Source organism: Pseudomonas sp. RIT-PI-q, from assembly GCF_001297125.1.
In the GTDB taxonomy this organism is placed as follows: Bacteria; Pseudomonadota; Gammaproteobacteria; order Pseudomonadales; family Pseudomonadaceae; genus Aquipseudomonas.
Map to the genome: position 1 here is coordinate 71,216 of NZ_LHPC01000050.1, position 20,334 is coordinate 91,549.

At 60.9% G+C, this 20,334-nt stretch carries 26 protein-coding genes; 2 read left to right on the plus strand and 24 right to left on the minus strand.

Annotated elements, in window-relative coordinates; translation table 11 throughout:
* Positions 1–2: 2 nt before the first annotated feature.
* From AEQ67_RS26435 to AEQ67_RS26545, 24 genes are all read right to left on the minus strand, one after another.
* Positions 3–950, minus strand: a complete 948-nt coding sequence (locus tag AEQ67_RS26435) for a phage baseplate assembly protein V (RefSeq protein ID WP_059406712.1) — start codon at positions 948–950, stop codon at positions 3–5.
* Positions 923–1,627 carry a hypothetical protein gene (locus AEQ67_RS26440; RefSeq protein WP_059406713.1) on the minus strand — a complete coding sequence of 235 codons (705 nt, stop codon included), beginning with the start codon at positions 1,625–1,627 and terminating at the stop codon, positions 923–925. The genes AEQ67_RS26435 and AEQ67_RS26440 overlap by 28 nt, the downstream gene beginning before the upstream one ends.
* Positions 1,624–2,166, minus strand: a complete 543-nt coding sequence (locus tag AEQ67_RS26445; RefSeq protein ID WP_059406714.1) for a baseplate complex protein — start codon at positions 2,164–2,166, stop codon at positions 1,624–1,626. Before AEQ67_RS26445 ends, AEQ67_RS26440 begins: the two co-directional genes overlap by 4 nt.
* Positions 2,163–3,083, minus strand: a complete 921-nt coding sequence (locus AEQ67_RS26450) for a hypothetical protein (protein ID WP_059406715.1) — start codon at positions 3,081–3,083, stop codon at positions 2,163–2,165. The genes AEQ67_RS26445 and AEQ67_RS26450 overlap by 4 nt, the downstream gene beginning before the upstream one ends.
* Positions 3,080–3,790 (minus strand): DUF4376 domain-containing protein, encoded by a 711-nt coding sequence (locus AEQ67_RS26455; RefSeq protein WP_059406716.1) that lies wholly within the window; start codon positions 3,788–3,790, stop codon positions 3,080–3,082. Before AEQ67_RS26455 ends, AEQ67_RS26450 begins: the two co-directional genes overlap by 4 nt.
* Positions 3,791–3,798: 8 nt before the next feature.
* Positions 3,799–5,415, minus strand: coding sequence for a phage tail-collar fiber domain-containing protein (locus AEQ67_RS26460; protein WP_059406717.1), 1,617 nt, complete (start codon positions 5,413–5,415; stop codon positions 3,799–3,801).
* Positions 5,405–6,016, minus strand: a complete 612-nt coding sequence (locus AEQ67_RS26465) for a phage tail protein (protein ID WP_059406718.1) — start codon at positions 6,014–6,016, stop codon at positions 5,405–5,407. Before AEQ67_RS26465 ends, AEQ67_RS26460 begins: the two co-directional genes overlap by 11 nt.
* Entirely contained in the window at positions 6,009–7,190 is a 1,182-nt protein-coding gene (locus AEQ67_RS26470; protein ID WP_059406719.1) for a baseplate J/gp47 family protein, read from the minus strand. The genes AEQ67_RS26465 and AEQ67_RS26470 overlap by 8 nt, the downstream gene beginning before the upstream one ends.
* The gene (locus AEQ67_RS26475; RefSeq protein WP_059406720.1) at positions 7,187–7,504 is read right to left on the minus strand and encodes a DUF2590 family protein; all 318 of its coding nucleotides are present in this window, start codon (positions 7,502–7,504) and stop codon (positions 7,187–7,189) included. The genes AEQ67_RS26470 and AEQ67_RS26475 overlap by 4 nt, the downstream gene beginning before the upstream one ends.
* The gene (locus tag AEQ67_RS26480; protein WP_059406721.1) at positions 7,501–9,483 is read right to left on the minus strand and encodes a phage tail tape measure protein; all 1,983 of its coding nucleotides are present in this window, start codon (positions 9,481–9,483) and stop codon (positions 7,501–7,503) included. The genes AEQ67_RS26475 and AEQ67_RS26480 overlap by 4 nt, the downstream gene beginning before the upstream one ends.
* A gap of 6 nt (positions 9,484–9,489) precedes the next feature.
* A complete protein-coding gene (locus tag AEQ67_RS36035) occupies positions 9,490–9,630 on the minus strand; it encodes a DUF6890 family protein (protein ID WP_033043937.1) in 141 nt (46 codons plus the stop codon).
* A 23-nt stretch (positions 9,631–9,653) separates the two neighbouring features.
* Positions 9,654–9,941 carry a putative phage tail assembly chaperone gene (locus AEQ67_RS26485; RefSeq protein ID WP_059406722.1) on the minus strand — a complete coding sequence of 96 codons (288 nt, stop codon included), beginning with the start codon at positions 9,939–9,941 and terminating at the stop codon, positions 9,654–9,656.
* Positions 9,942–9,973: 32 nt separating this feature from the next.
* Positions 9,974–10,441 (minus strand): lysis system i-spanin subunit Rz, encoded by a 468-nt coding sequence (locus AEQ67_RS26490; RefSeq protein WP_059406723.1) that lies wholly within the window; start codon positions 10,439–10,441, stop codon positions 9,974–9,976.
* Positions 10,438–10,965 carry a lysozyme gene (locus AEQ67_RS26495; RefSeq protein ID WP_059406724.1) on the minus strand — a complete coding sequence of 176 codons (528 nt, stop codon included), beginning with the start codon at positions 10,963–10,965 and terminating at the stop codon, positions 10,438–10,440. Before AEQ67_RS26495 ends, AEQ67_RS26490 begins: the two co-directional genes overlap by 4 nt.
* Positions 10,962–11,168, minus strand: a complete 207-nt coding sequence (locus AEQ67_RS26500) for a hypothetical protein (protein ID WP_059406725.1) — start codon at positions 11,166–11,168, stop codon at positions 10,962–10,964. The genes AEQ67_RS26495 and AEQ67_RS26500 overlap by 4 nt, the downstream gene beginning before the upstream one ends.
* Positions 11,165–11,377, minus strand: a complete 213-nt coding sequence (locus tag AEQ67_RS26505; protein WP_059406726.1) for a TraR/DksA C4-type zinc finger protein — start codon at positions 11,375–11,377, stop codon at positions 11,165–11,167. Before AEQ67_RS26505 ends, AEQ67_RS26500 begins: the two co-directional genes overlap by 4 nt.
* Positions 11,377–11,826 carry a DUF2597 family protein gene (locus tag AEQ67_RS26510; protein WP_059406727.1) on the minus strand — a complete coding sequence of 150 codons (450 nt, stop codon included), beginning with the start codon at positions 11,824–11,826 and terminating at the stop codon, positions 11,377–11,379. Before AEQ67_RS26510 ends, AEQ67_RS26505 begins: the two co-directional genes overlap by 1 nt.
* A 5-nt stretch (positions 11,827–11,831) precedes the next feature.
* The gene (locus AEQ67_RS26515; RefSeq protein ID WP_059406728.1) at positions 11,832–12,947 is read right to left on the minus strand and encodes a DUF2586 domain-containing protein; all 1,116 of its coding nucleotides are present in this window, start codon (positions 12,945–12,947) and stop codon (positions 11,832–11,834) included.
* Between the two features lie 11 nt (positions 12,948–12,958).
* Complete coding sequence (locus tag AEQ67_RS26520) at positions 12,959–13,639, minus strand: virion morphogenesis protein (protein ID WP_059406729.1); 681 nt, start codon at positions 13,637–13,639, stop codon at positions 12,959–12,961.
* The gene (locus tag AEQ67_RS26525) at positions 13,629–14,072 is read right to left on the minus strand and encodes a phage tail protein (RefSeq protein WP_059406730.1); all 444 of its coding nucleotides are present in this window, start codon (positions 14,070–14,072) and stop codon (positions 13,629–13,631) included. Before AEQ67_RS26525 ends, AEQ67_RS26520 begins: the two co-directional genes overlap by 11 nt.
* A complete protein-coding gene (locus AEQ67_RS26530; protein ID WP_059406731.1) occupies positions 14,069–14,530 on the minus strand; it encodes a head completion/stabilization protein in 462 nt (153 codons plus the stop codon). Before AEQ67_RS26530 ends, AEQ67_RS26525 begins: the two co-directional genes overlap by 4 nt.
* A gap of 98 nt (positions 14,531–14,628) precedes the next feature.
* Complete coding sequence (gpM, locus tag AEQ67_RS26535) at positions 14,629–15,342, minus strand: phage terminase small subunit (RefSeq protein WP_059406732.1); 714 nt, start codon at positions 15,340–15,342, stop codon at positions 14,629–14,631.
* Positions 15,342–16,358: a phage major capsid protein, P2 family gene (locus tag AEQ67_RS26540; RefSeq protein ID WP_059406733.1), complete on the minus strand. Its 1,017-nt coding sequence runs from the start codon at positions 16,356–16,358 to the stop codon at positions 15,342–15,344. The genes gpM and AEQ67_RS26540 overlap by 1 nt, the downstream gene beginning before the upstream one ends.
* A 1-nt stretch (position 16,359) precedes the next feature.
* Positions 16,360–17,268, minus strand: a complete 909-nt coding sequence (locus tag AEQ67_RS26545) for a GPO family capsid scaffolding protein (RefSeq protein WP_059406734.1) — start codon at positions 17,266–17,268, stop codon at positions 16,360–16,362.
* A gap of 162 nt (positions 17,269–17,430) precedes the next feature.
* Here AEQ67_RS26545 and AEQ67_RS26550 point away from each other — a divergent pair, with 162 nt between their 5' ends.
* Together AEQ67_RS26550 and AEQ67_RS26555 are read left to right on the plus strand one after the other, a co-directional pair.
* Positions 17,431–19,494: a terminase large subunit domain-containing protein gene (locus AEQ67_RS26550; RefSeq protein ID WP_059406735.1), complete on the plus strand. Its 2,064-nt coding sequence runs from the start codon at positions 17,431–17,433 to the stop codon at positions 19,492–19,494.
* Positions 19,421–20,284: a phage portal protein gene (locus AEQ67_RS26555; RefSeq protein WP_059406765.1), complete on the plus strand. Its 864-nt coding sequence runs from the start codon at positions 19,421–19,423 to the stop codon at positions 20,282–20,284. The genes AEQ67_RS26550 and AEQ67_RS26555 overlap by 74 nt, the downstream gene beginning before the upstream one ends.
* The last annotated feature ends 50 nt before the right edge of the window (positions 20,285–20,334 follow it).

Sequence of the window (20,334 nt, forward strand, 5' to 3'; positions counted from 1 at the left end):
TCTTAAGCGGTAATGGGCTTGAGTTGTTGTGCCAGCAATGCGGCAGATGCGGCGTCGGCAATGAACTCACCCGCGTTACTCGGAACTGGGCTGGAGCCGTGCATGTGGGTGGCGATCTGCCCGTTCATTTCGGTGACCAGGTCGATCAGATCGCACAGCACCTGGAGCACGTTCACCGATTCAGAACCCAGCCAGGTTTTGGCGGCGATGCTGTGGCGGACGCCTTTGATTCGCTCCTGCAGCTCACCACCCACGGTCAGGTTGAGTTTTTGGGCCACGACCTGGTTGAGGTCGCGACCGCTGGCCAGGTGCAGGTCATCCAGTGCGGCCAGACTGGCGGACCCACCCGACAACAACTTGAGCGCGCCGATCGCCTCCAGCGTCTTGATACCCCCGACTGACTCGGTCGAATGGTTGTCCACTTCCACCTTGCTGCTCTGGTGGCGCTCCGCGTTGGTCAGGCTCTCAACTTCCCGCTCGATCGACTGGTCACGGATCCGGCTTTCGGTCTGACGCAGCCAGTTGCCGTCCGCATCGACGCGCTGCTGGGCAGCCTCACTGTGCTGCCATACCTGGTCACCTTTCGGCAGCTTGGGCAGGCTCAGGCCATGCGGCAGGATCGCCTGGATAAAGGGCTTGCTCGGCAGGCCGTAGGCAAAGGAGACGACCACTCGGGCGCCCTCTTCGGGGAAGGCGAAAAAGCCCATCTCGTCACCGCCCATAGGCATGGGCAGCGGCACGCCGGCCAGCACCGGTAACGCCGGATCGGGCTCGTCATCTTCTCCCAGCAGCTCGAGGTCCACGGCAAAGCGTGGACGGAAGTCGTCGCAGATCCCGGCGCCGGCCGGAGCATCGGCCACACCCACCACCCGGGCAAAGCGCGGCAGGTGATAACCGCCAGTGAGTTCGGGAAATTGCCGCTCTACGCTGCGGCGGATTGCGTCTTCCATCGGATCGCCATTTGGTTGCCGGTGAGCGTCACGTTGGTGATCCGCTCGCCTTGGTTGATGGATGCACCTGGTCGCAACCCGGGAAGGGCCGCGATCATCGCGCTCTGATTGGTTTGATAGCCATTGAACAGCTCGACCGGCAGCTGCAGCGGCGATCGGGAACCGAAAAAGCTGTCGGCCCAACTGCCCACAAACACTTCACCATCGCCTTGCTGCTGCCAAATGAAGTCGGGAATCCCGAACACCCGGGACAAGCTGTCCATGGCCTGGTAACCGGCGGCCAGGTTGTAAAAGAACGGGGCTTTAACCTTGGCGTAAGCCTTGGCAGGCACGCGAAAACTCAGCCCGGTTTTCTGGTTGATGTCGGCCAAAACGGTGCTCAGATCCGCATGGCGCAGGTTGATCGGCAATGGGTTGGCCAGGATTGCGGCCAGCTCGCGGCAGAACAGCACCTGCTCGATCGCGTTGGACGGCGTGCAGCGCTCGACGTAGCCAATAAAGTGGCGCTGCAGCGGGCTGTCGTTGTAGCCGATATCCAGCGTTACCAAGCCTTTTACCGGCGCCGCTGCCTGGATGGTCAGCGTTGCTCGCCCCGGGGTTCGCAGTTCAAGGCGAACGTCATCGCTGACCAGGGGATACACCACGCCGGCGATAGTCAGCACCTTGTGCAGCTTCATGCTCCACCGCCCAGGTAGTTATCCAGCTTTTTCAGCGTGGCTTCGAAGCCGGTCAGCTCCTGACCTGGTGCGTCGGTTTCGCTTGCACCTGGAGCAGTGACGGACTGCCCCGGGGCGCCTTGTTGCGTCACGCCCTTCGCAGCTCGGCGCGTCTCGACTCGCTCGGGGTTGGAGAGCTTTTCCGACAGCGTGAATTGAACCAGCCAGGCCCTCAGCGAATCGTCTTCCCGGGCGCTGACGCCGTCGGAGAATTGCACCTGACGCACGCCAAAGGCTGACGCGGTGTCGTTGACGAGCCGGTAGGTTTTGAGTTGGCCACCGGATTCAGTCGCTTCAGCCAGGCGCATCAAATTGCGTAAAAACGTGTGATCGACGAAAGGGATCTGCAGCGTGACCGCCAGTGTCTTGGGCTTGAATCCTTTGTGGGCCGAATCGGTGTTGCTGGTCTGTCCGGACAAATCGTCGCTTTCGATTCGCAGGTTGGCCGTGACCTTGAGGTTTTTGCCGCGCACCTGTTCGCCATCGAGCAGTAAGGTCATAGGCCCACCAGTTCCCGAACAAAGCCCAACCCCTTCAGGGATCCGACCAGGAGCAATCCAGCGGACAGCCCCCACTCGTGACCAGGTGCTTCTCCCTGCAGCAGCTGGCGACGCAACTCGGCGGCATTACCCGGACCGATCAGGCGCGCGCGCATGGTGTCGTCTGCCGTGCCGCCGGCGAACGGCGCCTTGAGGTCGGCCAATTTCTGCGCCTGTGCTTGTGCCTGGCTGGCTTTGCGAGCAGCCAACCGCCCCAGATCGGCCATCGGCGAACTGTCCGCGTAGCTCTCCAATGCCGACAGCTGACCGTTCAGCGCTTGCGTGGCGGCCTTGGTCACGGTGCACCGTTCCAGCGGCAGCGCGCCCCAGCGCGGCAACGTGCCGGCAGTGGGCAGCTCCCACTTTTCAGCGTCCAGGGCGAACAGGTTTTTCGCTCGACGCTCGGCGCGCTGCAGGTCGGGCATGGGCAACACGGCATTGAATCGGGACAAGGTCGCCGCGAACTTGTCGTAGCGCGTACCCAGAAACATCACGGCCAAGGCGTATTGCGAACCCGCCGGACGTCCGTCATCGCCGGTGTCCTCGAGCTTCTCGCCCAGCTGCTGCAGCAGGTTGGGCGCGGACAGATAACGCTGGTAGCCACGCCCTTGCCCGACACCACTTTGAAATGGCGTCACCGCCAGGCACGCCGGCACTTCGCCCAGGGCATCGGTCAACCCTGCGCGGCCAGCGGCCACGGCGGCTTCAGCGGCAGCACCGACCGGACCGGGTGAAGTCGTGGCCAGATCCGCCAACCCTTCCAGGCGTTGCCCGGTGCTGGTGAGCTCGTTGCTGGCCAGATTTTTCGCCGCCTCGAGGTCGGCAAGCCACTGAGTGGATTGCTCGGGCCAGTGCATGGTGATGGGAGCCCAAGTCATACCGGCACGGACTCCCACAGTACGGCGTTGAGTGCATCCAGGTCCGATGTCGATCGCGCCGCCGCCAAGGCTTGCTTGAGCTCGTTGATCTTGCGCAGGCGCTGCTGCTTGAACTCGGTGAACTCGTCGCCGATCTGGCGCAGCTGCTCAATGGTGTGATCCCGGAAGGCTTTCACGCCCGACTCATCGCGGCAGGCATAGCCACCGTCCAAGCCGCGCAGAATCATGCCGGTCAGGTTCAGTTGATCCTCAAGCTCGGTTTCATAGAAAAAGCGATCGCCCAACGCTGACGACCAGAACCCGCCGGTGATCTCCTGCAGGCAAGCGGTGTTGACCGCCAAAAGCTGGGCGACGTAACGCAGCTCAATCACCGTTGGGATGTCGTCGATCCACTGGCCATTGCTCCAGATTTGGCCCGGGCCTGGCACTTCCAGCGTGTACCCCGTCGGCAAGCTGCCCGCCCGCTCGATCACCAGGGGCTCACTGGTTTCGATGTTGTAGGCCGTCAGCCCCTGGTAGGAGTCCACCAGCTGCCAGCGGTGACCGTCCCAAAAGGCTGCCTTTTTTTCCGGCACCGTCGGCGGCGCGACTTCGACGCATCCGCCAGGGATCAACCAGACATCCGTTTCCAGTGGTGAGCGATCGGCCACGGTTTCGCCGGTAAAGATGCCCAGGTGATCGGTTTGGTAGACGATTTTGGTTTCCATGGCGCGTCTCAATATTTAATGCAGGCAAGGAAGGCGATGTTTTGCGGGCGTGTTTCCGTGCCCCCGACATAGCTGAGGGTGACGGCGTGAATGTGATCAGGTACGGGGTTCACCGTCACTGGGTGGGTGTGCGAGCCGCCTTCGCTGGTCAGCTTGTCGTGCGCTCCTGGTTCGCCGTAATTGACGATGTTCCGCGGCTCGGTGATGTCGCCGGAACTATCAACGCCATCCGGTGTGAATGTGCCCGATCGCACGTAATGCGCGTGGTTACCGGCGGTCCCGGTCGATGCCGTAGGCGTGTGGGCACCCGCGCCGGCGGTGCTACCGCTGAGGGTGTGGCTGCGAATTTCGTCGGCCTGAGAGCTACCCAATACCCGACCGACATCGATGCCCCGCCCGTCATCGAGGACACGAATAAATTTGCCGCGTGGGTCCGGCAGATTGAAGGTATTGACGCCGTCGCCGGCGCCGTAAGTGGTCCCGATCTTGGCGAACAACGCGGCATATACCGTGCGCGACACCGCCGCGCCGTTGGCCCGAAACCATCCCGGCGGTGGTGTGGCCATGGCGAACGTGCCGATCCGTCCGACCTCGGAGTCGGCAATGATCTTGCGCAGCGCGTTGAGTGCCTTGGTGGTCGCCAGAACCTCGCTGCTGTCCGTGCCCGGGTCGTCGCTTTTGGCGTTGGGCAGCTCGCCCAGGTCAACGTCGTCCTTGGTCGTAGCACGAGCGCGCAGGTTCTCGTAGTCGCCGTTGCGCAGCGCGAACTGCTTGACCAGGGCGCCGGTGATCGGCTCGCTTAGGCGCAGATCGGTGATGGTTCCCGACACGGCTACGCTGGCCAGCTCCACCACGTAATGCGACGTCCCGTTGCTGTCGATGTAGTCTGTCTTCACCGCCCCGAACACTACTTTCCAGGCGGCGATCGCATCACTGCCTTCGCGGGCCAGTGCCACGTCCAGCCAGGCTTTGACCGGTAGCGCCGGCAGTTGCACCTGGACAGGCTCGGCCAGCTCGACGCGAATCCCCTCCACGTAGGCAATGCCCGCCTTGATCTGGTACAGCCCAAAGCTGTTGCGCTCCATCTGCAGGCTGTCGGCCAGGTAGCAGACCCGGCCAAACACGTCGCGATTACTCAAGCGCTCGCGCAGATCGATGCCGTTCAAGCGCACCGTGAAGTCGTGCTGCCAGGTACTGGCGTCGACGGTGATGCCCGTCAGCGCCTGGGCACCGTTGAATTCCACCAGGAAGTTGCGTGTGACGTTGTTGCCGATCTGCAGCGGCGGAATGTTCTTGCGCTTCTGCTGTACTGGCACCGTCGCAACGGCCAGCAGCTCGCCCCCGACAGCTTCCAAACCAATCCAGTTGAAATCCCAATCACCGACGTCAGAACCCACCATCAGGCTGTAGATCACCTGGTTGGGGCTGACGTAGCCTTTACGATCATAGGCTTTGGTGAACACAATCTGAGCCGCCGGCGGCTTGCCGGCTGCACGATCCACCGGGGCGTTCGGATCAAGGCCTGGAACAAGGGCCAGAACGAAGCGAGCAATCTCAAGCTTCTCCCCAGCGCCTTGCTTTTGGGCAATAAGACTCTCGCCGGCAAGGGTGATGCTAGCTCCCATGGGTGCTCCTCAAGGGGTCATTCAAAAAGGTGAGCAATGCGAGCTCGTTGATCACGACCAGGCGGCTTGGGCTGTCGTCCAGGGTGGCGATCAGGGTCTGCTGGTCGTCGTTGAAGTCGGCCACGCCGATGTTCAGTTTCACGGGGGTGATCGTGACGAAGTCATAGCGCCGGCAGGTGCGGCCGTATTGCTGCATCAGGACGCGCAGCAACACCGGGTTTTCGCTCAACTGCGTGTCGGACAGGTGCAGTAAAACCACGTCCCAATCGAGTTCCGGTAGGCGCTCCTGGATCTCCACATAACCCACGCCCAGGCGTTCGAAAATGCGGACCATGCCGGCGGTACTGCCTGCGTCGACGGCATTGATAAACGCGTACTTCACACGCAGTCGGTACAGCCGCTCGGGCTCACCGTGGAAACGCTGGATGTCGCGTTGCCAGGCCAGCAGATCGAGCACGCTCAGGTGGCAAGTCTCGGCGTCCATCTGCAGCAATGGCCAGTGCAGCCAGTTTTCAACCTTGCCCCACCAGGATTGCGCGGCCGCCTTGAGCTTGGCCAGCTCCGGACCATCGAGCCAAAAAGGCAGGCTCAACTTAAGCATTCAGCACCACCTCAACAGCGGACAGGCGCGGAATGGTCAGCTCGGAAATGATGTCGGCGTTGTCGAAATGCAGCGAGTCGATGCCCGGGAATTGCTGGTGCAGCTCCTCACCCAGGCGGCTGAAGGAAAAGCGCGATTGCGGGTGCGTCAGCGTCGGCGTTGGCTGGTAGTCGCTGTCCGTGCTCTCGCGAAACGCAGCACGGATGTACAGCTCAACGTCAGCTTTCAACGCTGGCCAGCGCTCGGCACCAACTTCGGCCTTGGGCCAGACCGTCAAACTGACGTCGTGCAGCGTGGCGGGCATCTCCAACACCAGCAGGTCATCGCCGTGGCCATGGTTGCCCTGGTCGCGGATGTAGTTGTTGATTCCAGCCAGGTAGGTATCCGCCGGCGAGTCGGCTTCGAACAGCACAAAGGCGTTGGCACTGCCGGGGCCCCGGGGCGCGTTGTGCTCAAAATAAACGCCATCGGGCTGCACGCCCGGGAACGCGGCAATCATGGCGCGATACACCGCATCGGTGTGCCACTGGTTGACCGCCGAAAACTGGTTGCGTGTGCGCAGGCGCAGCTCGTCGTCAGGCTCGGTATCCGCGCCGGGTTGGCTCAGCCAGCCGTCAGCATTCACCACCTGGACCACCCCGGGTACGGGCTCCGGGAGAATTGAAAAGTAACCTGGTGCGAGATTGAAACCGCTGCCCGCCTGTTTCGCTCGGGCCAACACGCGGATCTGGGATTCGCCATCGACAAAGCTGGCCGCTGCTACTGTCACCAGCTCGTAGACATTGCCGTTGATCGCGATCGACTGCACACGGGTCCCGGCCGGAATTTCCAGCAAGCCGGCCAGCGCACTGCGGGTGAACAGCAACAACCCCTCGGCTTTAGTTGCCGGCTTACGGGTGACGTTGACCGCCCAGGCCAACATGTCCAACCAGGCGCCTTTGGCCGTCTTCACGAAGAAGTTCGGCAACACGGTGCCGGCGATGAAGTCGATCAGCCACATGACCGGCTTGGTCCCCAGGGCGGTGATCACCCGCCAGAACGGCGACCAGGCACTGGTATTGCTCAACTTGCTGCCCTGGGCGACGACTTCAAGTTCCCAGGCGGCGCGCAGCTTGGCCTCGGTGGTCGGGATGCCGGCGTCACTCAACGCCTGTTTGAAATCTACGTCACTCACAGCACTACCTCGACAGATCCGAATTCAACGGTTTTGGCCGTGACCAGGTACTGGCCCTTCCCTTCCTCCAGGATGCGGACGGTGCCCGGCACCAGGCGCACGTCCGCCTCGACCAACAGTTCCAGCTGCTGGATGCAGTCGGCTTGACGGAAGCGGTCGCGCTCGGCGACCAGAGTCACCAGGAGCCCGCTTTCGCGGATCATGTGACCGATGTCCTGGGCGATGCTGGCCCGATCGTCCACCAGCAACGGCTGGTTCGAGGGATCCAGGGTCAGGTCGTTGTTGGTGATCAGCAGATCGATGTAGAGGCTCATCCACCGACTCCCATCGCGACCATGTTTTCCAGCTCCAGCGGGGTCATTGGCTTGGCGGTGTGGATGTTCACGTTTTCGACGTGCGTGCCCTTGTTCTGGCTGCTGGTGTTTTGAATGCTGGTCAGCAGGCCGCCCGGGGGCACAGACGATGCCCGCGACGGCGAAAGGCTCGGGATGGCCGCATTGATGGTCTGCTGGGCTTTCTGCGCGGCGCTGGCAGTGCTGGCCGCGTTCACCGCCGCGTCGACACCAGGCACTTCGGGCATGCCGCCAAACCGTGCCTCGATGTTCACGCCCGGGATGCTGTTGATCATCTCGATCAGGCTGTTGATCGCCTTGTAGAAGACGCTGACGATGCTGTCCCATGCGCCCTTGGCCATGGCCGACCAGCCGCCCATCGAGCTAAACCAGTCGGACAGGGTTTTGAATTGATCGCTGACCCATTTGAACGCGTCACTGTTGAGCAGCGCCGAGGTCCATGCGTCCCAGTAGTAGACGGCAGCGACCACCGCCGCGACCAAGGCCACGATCCCGACAATGATCAAAAGGACCGGGTTGGCCAGCAGCGCACCATTCACGAGCCAGATAGCCGCTTGCCAAGCGAGCATCCCGACTTTGACCAGGCCCATCCAGCTGTACAGCAACACCAGGCCGGCCACGAAGGCGATGGTCATCACGGTGTGAAACAGGAACATCGCGATACTGCGGTAGCCGGTCCAGTTCAGGAGCTTCCAAACCGTCAGCATCCCCAGCCAAACCATCTTCGACATGCCCACAGCCAGCGTCAGCAGGGACATGCCGGCAATGACGCCGAAGATGGTCAGCGTGGTGATGCCGATCACGCGGGTGATGTTGGGAAAGAGCGTCACCCAGCGCATCAGCGCCTTGCCGATCGCTACCATCTTTTCCATGAACGGAGCCAGTACAGGTATCAGCACCTGACCAAACAGGGCGCGCATGCTTTCCACCAGGGACGTCCACTGCGCCCATGGATCCACCATGGCCTTGGCCATCTGCTCGGCATTCTCCAGACCCCGGACTTTGCCCAACTGCTCCATACCAATGCGCAGGCGGTCGGTGTCCTTGGCCAATGCCGTGATCACGCGAGCGCCCTCCCCGCCGAAAGCCTCAATCAGTTTCGTGCCGGTCGACGCGCTGTTCAGATCACCGAATTTGCCCTCCAGCTTGCCGAGGATGTCGATCATCGGCAGCAACTTGCCGCTCTGGTCCACGAACTTCATCCCCAGCTTGTCCGACGCGCTGCCGATGTTCTCGAAGAATGACTTGTAGATCCCACCAGCGTCGCCGCCTTCCATGGTGCTGCTGAGCGAGCCGATCACCGCAAACTGCTCGGCCAGGTCCACGCCCGCTGTGGTCGCGATCGAACCGACTTCCTTGAAGGCGTCCTTCAACTGCGCACCGTCGGTGCGGAACAGCTTCACCGCCAGCGCGGTTTGCCCGCCCAGCCTTTCGACCCATTCGGTTTTGCCCATGGCGTCAGCCTGGCCTTTGAACAGGTTGTACATGGTGCCGACGTAGGCGCTCAGGGTTTCCGCATCGCCCTTGGTGGCCCTGGCCAACACGTTGCTGGTGTTGGTGATCGAGGCCAGCTGACTCGCGCTCAGGCCTTTGATGGCCCCGTCGATGGTGGACGCCGACGCCACAAAATCGCGGGCACTGGCGGCATAGTCGACGGAGAATTCCAGAGCCTTCTGATTGAGTGCAGTCAGGGCATACTGTGCTACGCCCAACGATTCAACCTCGCCCAGGGCGCGATTCATCTCAAGAGCAGGCGCTAAAGATTGAGTGATGGCCACGCCGGCGCCGACCATACCGCCCAACCCCAGGCCCATCGTCTTGATGTTCTTTTCGCTCTGCTCGGCCAGGTCGGAAAATCCCATTTTCACCTTGCCCAGGGGCGCGGTGACCTTGTCGGTCAGACTCAAAATGAAGGCCAGGCGGGCAGCGCGGTCAGCCATGTGTATTTATCCGTTCAGTGCATGGGCGATGCCGTTCGCGACGGCGATTTCCATGCGTTTCCAGTGTTCGTCTTCCAGCCACTTGGCCGTGCCCATCACCTCGGGTGTGGGCTCTTGACCAGGTAGCCAGCGACTGGACAAGGCCATCAGTTGGCCAAGTCCGTCCTCGCTCAGGCGCTCAGCGTGGTCGAGGGCTTTTTTACGATGATTTCAACGTCCGGCGCGTACTCCTCGAGCAGCGCACCGGCGATCTGCATCGTCATCACCGGGTTGGTCAGCAACGCTTTCAGATCAGCGCGCTGTTCAGCCGCCACGGTGTTGCTGAGCAGGTTGTGCGACGGCGCGACCTTGTTATTGGCGGTCATGGCGTTGAAGTATTTGGTCACGTCCTGCGGGGTCATGGAGAAGGTGAATTCCTTGTCGCCGACTTCCAGGGTGATTTCGCGTTTATCAGTCATCGTGTTGTTCCATTCAAATTTAGGGGTGACGGTCAGCGCAGGCAGATCCGGCGCACGTGGTCCTGCAGACCCAGGATCATTTGCCGGCTGAGGGCGAGTTGATCTCTGAGGGTGAAATAATCCGATCGAGCGTTTGCTGTGAGTTCGGCGGTGCCTGCATCAGCCACGCTGCCGGCGCCGGTTTGGGCGGGCTTTGGGGTGCTGCAGGTGGCGGCGAGGCGCAACCGCTGACTGCCAGCGTCAACAGCGAGGCGCAAGTCATCGTTTTGATTGAGCGCATTGCTCAGCTCCTGGGTACGTTGAAGATCGATCTCATCGCGAGCAGCCAACATCTCACCGCTGATTCGCGCAGCTTCGCGCAGGCCTGTCACTTCAAGCTGTGCGCTGTCGCGGTCTCGGCGTGCGGCGCTGAGCTGATCACTCACCTGGTCAAATGCAGCCCACACCAGCAGTGCAGACAGCAGGAGAAACACGGCAAGGCGCAGTGGCGGAATGGTCATCGGGCGCACAGCTCCGCTTCTGCCAAACGCCGCGCATGCAGTCCGCGAACGAACTGTTTGCGGCCCTGGGCGTCGGTAACGAATGCCCACACCGGTGTTTTGCCATCCGATGCCCAGGCGATCGCTTTGCAGCCGTCGGCGATACGTCCGGCGTTGACCAGGCCAACCGCTCGACTGGCGCAGGTACTCGGCACGCCAAAGTTGTGCGCATGGCTACTCAGCGCGTCGAAGGTGTTCTGCCCCACTTGTTGATTGGTGATGCAGTCGGCCAGCTGCAGCTGCCCTTTCTCGATCACCAGCTGCTCCACCTGGTCGCAGCGAGCGTCGGACCAGTAGTCACCGATCACGACCGGATAAGGGCTGGTGTGGCGGGTGATGCCTTTACAAACGGTCGGCAGTCCCCGGGCCAGCTTGTCGGGGTACACGACGTTCTGGCCCTCGCCTTCCCACTTGCCCAGAAAACCGAGCAAGGAAGCGCTGGCCATCACAATGGCGCCGGTGGCGATCTTGTTGCGCAGGTTCATACCTTGCGCTTCCAGTCGCGCAGCATCTGACGGTACTTGGGGGCCAACAGCAGAATCTGCAGCACCATGTAGAGCGCGGTCAGCATGTAGGCTACTGCCGACCAATCGATAGCACCTGTCGCACCGGTAGCAGCCACACCGATTGCCGGTGACGCCTTTACAAAGGCAATGGCGGTGTCTTGAGCGGCCTGATTCGTGCTCATCGGCGAGCCTCTTTCTCAAAAAGTGTTTGGCATGGGGTGCAACGCAAGATCCCACCCAGTGCCTGGCGCGCTTTGGGGATCTCGTTGTCACAGTCCAGGCATTCGCTACGGCTTGGCCCGATCGGGCGCGGCTGGGCCAACTGGGCGGCAATCGCCTGGTCACGTTGGCGTTGCTCCGTGGCCTGGGCGCGATCGAACGGGCAAGACATCAGCGCAAGCCCTCAATCTCTGCAGCAGCCAAGTACGGCACGCCGTTGATGCGGATAAAGTCCGGACTGGTGACGTCAAACGGCACCTTGTGTTTGGACTTTTCACCACCCTTCGGATCGATGCCGAGCAGGCTGGAGACCTTCAATTTGCAGCCGAAGGCCTCGACACGCAGCTCCTCTTCGCCGGCCTTGGCGAAGAACACGGAGTCGAACGGTTCGAGCCCGCGAAAACTCCCGGCGGTGCGCGCGGCCTCGATCAACAAGTTGAAGTTGCTGGTGTCGAACTCAAACTCGCCACTGGCCGAGACATCGCCGTCGACGTGGCCATCAGGCACGCCCTTGCTCTGCGCCACGGCGGTGTTGTCGGTGATATCGAGGGTGCAGCTTTCAACGTGAACCAGCAGATCGCCCAGGTTCACGTCGAAGTTCTTGCCGCCAATACGGGACATAGGGGTTACTCCGAATCGTCGTTGGAAAGGTCGAGGGCGATGTTGGCCGTCAGGTCTTTGGGGCAGTTGAATGGCCGGATCTTGATGTAGAGCTCAACCTTGGTTTTGCTGGGCCACACCAGGACGATGTCGCCGTCCTTCGGTGCCTCGATCTCACCAGGGAACACCTGGCCAGCGAACGTGGTGGACTTGGCCATTCGGCGCAGTGGTTTCATGAATGCACTGATCGCGGCAGTCATGCTGTTGGGGGTGTTGTTGAGTCGCCGATCGCCGACGCGGCGAATCAGCAGCGGGCGCACCTGGCGAGCGGCTTTGTCAGCCAAGCGCAGGTACTCGACCACCTGAAAGTCACTCGCCGGCGCGTCGAGCATGTTGCCGTCGCCCCAGAACACGCCTGGGTAATCCGGGTAGGTCTGCGACACGGAAAAACGCGCCTTATCCAGCTCGGAACGGGTCGCCGACGGCAGCGGTTTGTCTTCGACATCGACGGGCACCGCGCCCAAGCCCAGCACAGCACCGGACGCCACGCGCATGGGGCTGTCGGCAATGCTCACGGCTGCGTTCGCCAGACGACCGGCCAGCACGCCCAGGTCATTGCCGTGCAACTGAGGGACGACCAGGACACGCGGCGCGGCCAAATCTGCAGTGATCGCCCGCTGCTCGAGCAGGTATTGATCCCAGGTCTGCAGCGCGTCGATACCGGCACTCGCCGCCATCACAAAAGCCCGACGGCCGTAGACGTTGTTCAGCGAGATCGCCGCGTCATGCATGGCCGACAGTTGTGCAGCAGCTGTGACCGGCTTGGTGATCACCACCGCCTCGACCGAAAACCCCTGCTCCTGGGCGTTTTCCAGCGCTTCGGACCATTCCCCGTCTGCTGCGATCGGCGCGGCCAGGCAGGCCCAGCGATCGCCGCCGTTCAATTGGGCGGCAGTGATCTGGGTTTTCAGGTCACTGGCTGGCACACCCAGAGCGCTGTCCAGGTCGCTGTCGGTGTTCAAAGGGATCAGTTGGCCGAGGCTCTTTGCGCCCGGGCCGATGAAAAGAAAATAGCGTTCGATCTCAGTGACGGCGCCCTGGCCCAAATTGAGATTGTTTACGCTGACTTTGCCAAGTGCCATGCAGTGCCTCGCTAGCGGGGAGAATTAAGGATTTGTTGGAGCACCTGGCTCAGCAGTAACCCGGTATCGCGCTCGGTGCTGACGCCGATGAACTGGCGCTTGGGCAGGGTGATTTCCCAGCTTTTGGCGCCGCTGCTCTCGGCTTTTTCGTCGTCCAGGATGCGGATCAGCAGGCCGGCCTTGGCGTAATTCACATGTTCCTGAATCCACGCCACTGACGGGCGCGTGAGACTCTTCTTGCCTTCCTGGCGGACCTTGAAGCCCAGCCGACGCAGACGCTTGGCCTGCTTTTCCGTGGCAGCCAGCCCCACGGGAACGGTGTTCCACTTGCGCATCTGGGCGGCAGTGCGGCGCTCGCTGACGCCATTGTGTTGCTGTGCGGCCACCCAACTGGTCAACGCGTTACGCCAGCCCAGTTCGGCTTCGTCAGCGCTCACACGGGTCACGATCATCAGCTTGGCCAGGCCGGCTTCCATCTTCTTCTTGCCTTTGGCCGACCCCTTGCGCGCCGCGAAAGGCGAGCCGTCCAGGTTCTGCTGATCCCTTGCCCGCTTGCGGCTCATCGTCCGCACGCGCTTGGTGACGTTGTTCAGCAAACGCCGGCGCAGTTGCGGCGGCAGGCTGAGCAACGCCAACTGCTCACGCACACCCAGGTAGCCCCGGGCATCGAGCTCGAAGGTGCTACGCGCCACCGGTGCCTACCTCGCCGTGTTCGGCAATCCACAGGTCGAACGGGACAAACGCCCACGTCTTGCCAAAGGCCTCGATCTCGCCGGCGGGATCCTCGGCCAGGTATTGCGGCTCGTTGAATTCCAGGGTGATGTCCACGTCAGCCAGATCGTTGTCGAGCATGGTGATATCGAACTTCGGCGCCGGCAGTTCGTCGCGCCCCTGGTCGTTACCCTCAAGCCAGCTGCCCACCAACGCCATCAGGCGCCCGGGGTGATCGGCGAAACGCTCCAGAGCAATCGTGGCGCTGTAACGCATGTCACCCATGTGCAAGCCGCCGAGGTCGGGTTTCCAGATCAGTTCCAGGTTCACCTGGTCGGTCCAGCTGTCGAGCTGTTCCGGCAGCACCAACTGCCTCTCGATCAGGTACGTGGTGAGGGCGCGAAGTTTGATCACAGGAGTGCCGCCGTAATGCGGCCACGGCCCTGCAGCGAACGAACGGCCTGCTGGCTGAACTCCAGAAAGGTTTCGCCACGCTCGGGCAGTTCCTTGCCGGTGTTCTCGGCGCTTTCGCGGCGGGCCACGGTGGCGAATTGAGTTAGCAAGCTGGCCTTGGCACGGCAATAAACAGCGCGCTTGTACGTCGCTGCGTGAAATGTGCGCTCGGGCAGCACCAGAGGGTCAGCAGATTCCACGGTGGTGACGCCCGCGTTTTGCCAAGCAGCCTTTCGCTTGGCGAGGTCGCCGTTGACATCGATCATCGCGGTGGTCAGATCAGTGACCAGCATGTCTACCAGGTACTCCGCCGGCAGGCGGTAACCCTTCTGGAACTCGGCCAGGGAGAGGTTCGGCCAGAAGCCGTCGTTCTCGACCGCCTGATCCACAAAGGTGGTGGGTTTCCCGGAAAAGCTCATTGCTGGGCACTCGAATAGGGGCGGGAAAACTGTTTCAGTGGGTCAGGGCCATAAATGGTTGGCTCACATCCACAGTTTCTCGCCGGGGGGGTAGTCGGTTATTCGGCGGCTTTCTCAGCCAGTTCTTTCGTCAGAGCCTTGCGAGCTCCTTCTAAGCGCGTGCCGACACCAATGCCTTCGTACAGCGCTTCTGCACGCTCGAAGTGGGTGATGGCTTTTGCAAAGTCGCGCTGGTCCAGAGCCAGGATCCCCAGTTGCTTGTGATAGCGGGCCGGAATGCGCTCAAAGAGCTTCCATTCGCCATCCACCAATGGCAGCAGGTCGGAGAGGTAAGGTTCGGGGCTGCGCTTGGCCTTGTACTCAGTCTCAGCCCAGTCGATCACCTCATCCGCGACGAAGGTCGGCACGTCACGTTTGAAGCGCTCAGGCAGCTGCTGGTCTTGCCCCATCGCGAAGCTCGCCAGATCCAGACCGGCTTCGAACTGCGCAGTGTCGAACAGCCAGACCAGAACCTGCATCACTACCGAGTTCGGGAAACTCAATCCGGAATCGCGGTAGCGCTGCACATAGTCCAGGTACTTGGGCAGCAGCTCGTCACGCTTGAGTTGCTGACGCAGTTCGCGGCTGTTGATCGCGCTGATGCGCTCCAGGTCCTGCGCCAATGCGTCTTCCATCAGCTTCAGGTGTTTCTTGCCGTTGGCTGGACTGGACAGCGCGGTGGCGGATGAATAGGCCATCGCTTCGGCACCGGTGCGGGCAACTGATGGACCGTCGGCCTGAATGCGGCGTTTGTGCGCCAGTGCCAGGCTCATCAGATCAGCTCCACTTTTTCAGCGGCCGCGAATTTCTCCAGCTGCTCGATCACGTAGCCTTCGTTGCGACCGTTGTAATCCTCGACACGGGAACGTTTCGGGTTCTCGATCAAGTGACGGCGCCAGCTGCTGTCCTGGAAGTAAATCGATAGGTTGTCCCAGCTGGTGACAACAACGGCGTTGACCGGAAAGTGCGGTACGGTAAAGGTCGGCAGACCGCCGTAAGTCGCGATGACCTGAGCACTTTCAATGCGTTCTTTCTCGGTCGGTTTGCCGGCCTGGTTCGAATACAGCTTGGCCTTGTCGCTCGCCAACAGATCACTGCCGACGATGGCAATCAGGTCGCCGCCGTCACGGAACACGGAGTCGATCATCTGCTTGACGTCGTGCACCAGGGCATCGAGGTTTTCGTAGTCGCCGCCCGCGCCGAGGGTGATTTTCCCTGCGGTCGCGCCTTCCTCAAGCACCTGCTCAGGGATCTGCTCGCGAGCGATTTGCAACCAGCCCTTGTTCACGTCCTGCAGCATTGGGCTGGTGGCTAGGTTGGTCTGGATGGCAGCGGTCAAGCCGTGCCAGCCGATCATGATGCGATCCAGGGCGATTTGCTTCTGCACTGCCGCCGAGTAGCGATCGGCAAAGTCCGGGAACTTCGCCCAGCTGTCGATCTTGGCGAACGGCAGACCGACGTCCGACTCAGTGTGAAACAGCTCGTAGCCCAGGCCGTTCAGGTCGGAAACGTCTTTCGCTTCGCGGTCGGTGGTCTTGGTGTTGGTGCGGCTGGTCACTGGACCATTCACACCGAACATGACCTTCTCGCCCTTGATCTCAGTCACCGGCACAACGTTGATGCGTTCGAGGAAATCCGCACGCTCGGTGATCTTGTCGTTCAGTTCCTGGGCAATGCTCGGTTCGACGTTGAACTGGCGAGTCACGTCGACACCGTAGGTCTCGGCGATCGCTTCACGTAGCGAGGCGTATTGCTTCAGAGCACGATTGCTCAAAGATTGCTGGCTCATGTCACAGCACCCGCTTTTTGATTTCGGTGGAACCGGTGGTTTTCGGCAAAGGCTGACCGGTGGTGGTGTTGAAGGCTTTTTCCAGCAGCGCTTCGATACGATCGAGACGCTTGCTGTCGCCACCCTTCTTGGCGAACTCACGATCCGCTTCGGCCTCAGTCACGATGGCGTCGACGGCTTCTTTCACGTCATCGACTTCAGTGGTCGCCGGGTCGGTGACTTCAACCGTCGCCGGTTCGATCACAGCGGCGAGGCCGGTGACGACGAGGCCGAGTTGTTCGATCAAGGCCTTCAACGCCTTGGCTGTAGCTTCATCCATTGGGGGTTTGCTCTCGGTGGGGGTGGTCTGGGTCGTTTCGGTGGTGGTGTCATCAACAGCGAAGCGCTTGAACAGGCGGGTCAGCAGGTTGGTCAACTTGCCAATTTCTCCCTTGGGCTCCTCATCACCCAGCTCGCCAAGAGGGACAGACGCGGCGTAATGCACGGGTTCGCCGGTTTTGCGGGAAAAGTAGAGTTCCTGGGTGCCCAGGCTGGCCGGCGAATCGGTCACGGCAAGGCCAGATAGGTAGGCTTTGCCGCTGTTTGCGAAGTTCGGGGTGATTTCGATGCTGGTGAACAGCTTCTCGCCCTGGTCATTGAGGCAGAGCAACTTGTCATTAGGCTTGAGCTGGGCTTCCAAACCGACTTGGCCTGGCTCCAGGTCGTCCGCTTCTTCCACCAGGCGTACCGCGAAGACGGCCCCGTAGGAACCGGGCCAGCGTTCGTGTTCACACCAGATCACCGCCGTGTATTTGGTTGGGCTGTAGGTCTCAGCGATATCACGCAGTTCCTGGGGAAGGATCTCGCGACCATCAGCGGTGGTGCCGCTGGTGGCGACACGTTTCCAGAACGAAACAAGGGAACGGGGCATGGGCGATAACTGCGCTCAATCGGTGATTTGAGCCGCCACGATATGCACCGGCAGACCACCAAACAAACGGTTCACTTTTGCCTTGGTCCTATTTCGCGGATATAGGTCAAGCCCGGATTTTCAGCTCACGTTTATAGCGTTTTCGCCGCATAGACTGTGGCCATGCCATACGCCCCCGAACTTAAAGAAGCCGCTAAACGCCTCTATTTGCGCCGCTGCAAGCCGCGTGAAATTCAGGCGCAACTGTCCCTGCCCAACATCCGAATCATTTACTACTGGATCCGCCAGGGTGAGTGGGACGACATGCTGTCGGACGAGGAACCGCTGACGGCTGTAGGCCGCCGAATCACCCTCCTCCTGGACAAATCCACATCATTGACCAAGGGCGACCTGGACGAGCTCGATCGTCTGACTACTGTCCGCGATCGACTGTTGAAGCAATCCGCGAAACCGGCACCGGCGCCGATCGGTGATCTACCGGCGGACGATGGACAGCGTAAAGAAGGACAACGGAACGAGCGCCGGGAGCGAGGCGATCGCAACGACAAGGGCGGGAAGAAGCGCGAGAAGAAGGCTAAAAACGAAGTCGGCGAGTTGACCGAGGTGGACTTCCTCGACAAGTTCATCAGCAAAATGTACGGCTATCAGAAGGAGTTGTTTGCCGCCAAACAGAACCCGCTGACGAGCCGGATCCGGAACATCCTCAAAAGCCGCCAAGTGGGGCTGACGTACTACTTCGCCGGCGAAGCATTTATGGACGCCGTGCTAACCGGTGACAACCAGATCTTTCTGTCGGCCAGCCGTGCCCAGTCCGAGATTTTCCGCAGCTACATCGTGTCGTTCGCACAGGAATGGTTCGGCCTGGAGCTGACCGGCAACCCGATCGTGCTGAGCAAAAACGGCAAGCCATGGGCCGAGTTGCGTTTCCTCAGCACCAACAGCAGCACCGCACAGGGTCACCATGGCCACGTCTACGTTGACGAATATTTCTGGATCCGCGACTTCGAAAAGCTGAACACCGTCGCCAGTGCGATGGCCACACACAAGAAGTGGCGGAAGACTTATTTCTCAACGCCCAGCGCGGTATCGCACCAGGCGTACCCGTTCTGGACCGGTGAGAAATTCCGCAACAGCAAACGCAAGAACGCCAAGGATCCGTGGCCCAGCGAAGCCCAAGCCGCGGCTGGCTCGCTGTGTCCGGACGGGCAATGGCGCAAGGTCATCACCATCCTCGATGCCATTGCCGGCGGCTGCGATCTGTTCGACCTCGAGCAGCTGCAGCTGGAGTACGACGAGGACAAATTTCAACAGCTGTTCATGTGCAAATTCATCGACAGCACGCAGAGCGCCTTTTCCCTGGTCGACCTGGAGCGCTGTTACTCCGACCTGTCGTTGTGGACTGACTACGACCCCGACGATCCACGCCCATTTGGCAACAGCCCCGTCTGGATCGGCTACGACCCCAGCCGTACCCGCGACGATGCCAGCTGCGTGGTTATCGCACCGCCGCTCGAGGACGGCGGCAAGTTCCGAATCTTGGAGAAGCACAGCTGGCGCGGGCAATCGTTCAAGTACCAGGCCGACCAGGTCAAGAAACTCACCGAGCGCTTCAACGTGCAGCACATTGGCATCGATACCACCGGCATCGGTTACGGCGTGTTCGACCTGGTGCGCGACTTCTACCCGCGTGCGACCTCGATCCACTACAGCCTCGAAACCAAAAATACCCTGGTGCTCAAGGCACAGGACACGATCCAAGGCAGCCGCATCGAGTGGGATGCCGGCTGGAACGATATCGCTCAGGCCTTCCTGACGATCAAGCGCGGCACCACTGGCGGCGGTCAAGTCACCTACAGCGCATCACGCACTGACGCCTCCGGTCATGCCGATATTGCCTGGGCGATCATGCACGCCTTGGCCCATGAACCTCTCAACACCAACAAACAGCGGCGCAGCCGCTACACATTTAGCGGATCAAGCACCCATGGGCAAACCAGCAAAAAATCAGCCGCAACCACCGGCAACCGGTCCGATGCGAGCGTTTTCATTCGGTGCACCGGAACAGGTTCTGACCGAAAACATCGGGCACTACCTGGGCGTGTTCGCCACCCACGACGGACGAACCTACACGCCACCGGTGTCACGCCAAGGCCTGGCCAAATTGCTGCGCGCCAACGCGCACCACGGAGCCATTCCGGGGTTCAAGCGCAACCTGTTGCTGCGTGAGTTCGTATCGTCCAAAGGCTGCTCAATCAAGACCATGAGCTGTGCAGCGCTGGATTTTATGGTGTTCGGCGAGGCGTATTTTCGCCGTAACCGAAACGCGTTCGGCCAGGTGCTGGAGATGGACCACCTGCCGGCGATCAACATGCGAGTCAAAGTGGGTGGCGGGTTTGTGATGCTGCAGAAGGACGGCAAAGAGTTGGAGTTCAAAGAGGACGAGGTTGAGCACGTCATGAACTATGACGTGGAACAAAACATCTACGGCGTGCCTGAGTACCTGGGCGGCATGCAGGCGCTGCTGCTCAATGAGGCCGCTACCCTCTTCCGCCGGCGCTACTACAGCAACGGCGCCCATGCGGGCTATATCTTCTACACCAACGACCCAAACCTGACTGAGGACGACGAAGAATCGTTGCGCGAACAGATCAGCGCAAGCAAAGGCGTGGGCAACTTCCGATCGTTATTCGTGAACATCCCCGGTGGCACTGAGAAGGCAATTCAGATCATTCCAGTCGGGGATTTCCAGGCCAAGGACGAGCTGGAAAAAGTGAAGAACATCACCCGAAACGACGTCATTGCGGCTTGGCGCATGAACCCTGCACTGGCCGGCATCATCCCGGAAAATAACGTGGGATTTGGCGATATCGAAAAGATTGATCGGGTGTACACCAGCAACGAGATTCGTCCGATCTGCCAGCTGTTCAACCAGTTAAATGACACGCTTCGCGAAGACAGGCGATTCACCTGGATAAAGCCAGAAGAGGCAGTTGATTCAACCACATCAAGTGCATAGTACAGAGATTGCCACTACATATTGTGGCAAGATAGTGGCGATTGGTTGCC

Coding starts and splice junctions, on each gene's coding strand:
- AEQ67_RS26435 (WP_059406712.1), bottom strand. CDS start 950: ATGGAAGACGCAATCCGCCGCAGCGTAGAGCGGCAATTTCCCGAACTC.
- AEQ67_RS26440 (WP_059406713.1), bottom strand. CDS start 1,627: ATGAAGCTGCACAAGGTGCTGACTATCGCCGGCGTGGTGTATCCCCTG.
- AEQ67_RS26445 (WP_059406714.1), bottom strand. CDS start 2,166: ATGACCTTACTGCTCGATGGCGAACAGGTGCGCGGCAAAAACCTCAAG.
- AEQ67_RS26450 (WP_059406715.1), bottom strand. CDS start 3,083: ATGACTTGGGCTCCCATCACCATGCACTGGCCCGAGCAATCCACTCAG.
- AEQ67_RS26455 (WP_059406716.1), bottom strand. CDS start 3,790: ATGGAAACCAAAATCGTCTACCAAACCGATCACCTGGGCATCTTTACC.
- AEQ67_RS26460 (WP_059406717.1), bottom strand. CDS start 5,415: ATGGGAGCTAGCATCACCCTTGCCGGCGAGAGTCTTATTGCCCAAAAG.
- AEQ67_RS26465 (WP_059406718.1), bottom strand. CDS start 6,016: ATGCTTAAGTTGAGCCTGCCTTTTTGGCTCGATGGTCCGGAGCTGGCC.
- AEQ67_RS26475 (WP_059406720.1), bottom strand. CDS start 7,504: ATGAGCCTCTACATCGATCTGCTGATCACCAACAACGACCTGACCCTG.
- AEQ67_RS26480 (WP_059406721.1), bottom strand. CDS start 9,483: ATGGCTGACCGCGCTGCCCGCCTGGCCTTCATTTTGAGTCTGACCGAC.
- AEQ67_RS36035 (WP_033043937.1), bottom strand. CDS start 9,630: ATGGCCTTGTCCAGTCGCTGGCTACCTGGTCAAGAGCCCACACCCGAG.
- AEQ67_RS26485 (WP_059406722.1), bottom strand. CDS start 9,941: ATGACTGATAAACGCGAAATCACCCTGGAAGTCGGCGACAAGGAATTC.
- AEQ67_RS26490 (WP_059406723.1), bottom strand. CDS start 10,441: ATGACCATTCCGCCACTGCGCCTTGCCGTGTTTCTCCTGCTGTCTGCA.
- AEQ67_RS26495 (WP_059406724.1), bottom strand. CDS start 10,965: ATGAACCTGCGCAACAAGATCGCCACCGGCGCCATTGTGATGGCCAGC.
- AEQ67_RS26500 (WP_059406725.1), bottom strand. CDS start 11,168: ATGAGCACGAATCAGGCCGCTCAAGACACCGCCATTGCCTTTGTAAAG.
- AEQ67_RS26505 (WP_059406726.1), bottom strand. CDS start 11,377: ATGTCTTGCCCGTTCGATCGCGCCCAGGCCACGGAGCAACGCCAACGT.
- AEQ67_RS26510 (WP_059406727.1), bottom strand. CDS start 11,826: ATGTCCCGTATTGGCGGCAAGAACTTCGACGTGAACCTGGGCGATCTG.
- AEQ67_RS26515 (WP_059406728.1), bottom strand. CDS start 12,947: ATGGCACTTGGCAAAGTCAGCGTAAACAATCTCAATTTGGGCCAGGGC.
- AEQ67_RS26530 (WP_059406731.1), bottom strand. CDS start 14,530: ATGAGCTTTTCCGGGAAACCCACCACCTTTGTGGATCAGGCGGTCGAG.
- gpM (WP_059406732.1), bottom strand. CDS start 15,342: ATGAGCCTGGCACTGGCGCACAAACGCCGCATTCAGGCCGACGGTCCA.
- AEQ67_RS26540 (WP_059406733.1), bottom strand. CDS start 16,358: ATGAGCCAGCAATCTTTGAGCAATCGTGCTCTGAAGCAATACGCCTCG.
- AEQ67_RS26545 (WP_059406734.1), bottom strand. CDS start 17,268: ATGCCCCGTTCCCTTGTTTCGTTCTGGAAACGTGTCGCCACCAGCGGC.
- AEQ67_RS26550 (WP_059406735.1), top strand. CDS start 17,431: ATGCCATACGCCCCCGAACTTAAAGAAGCCGCTAAACGCCTCTATTTG.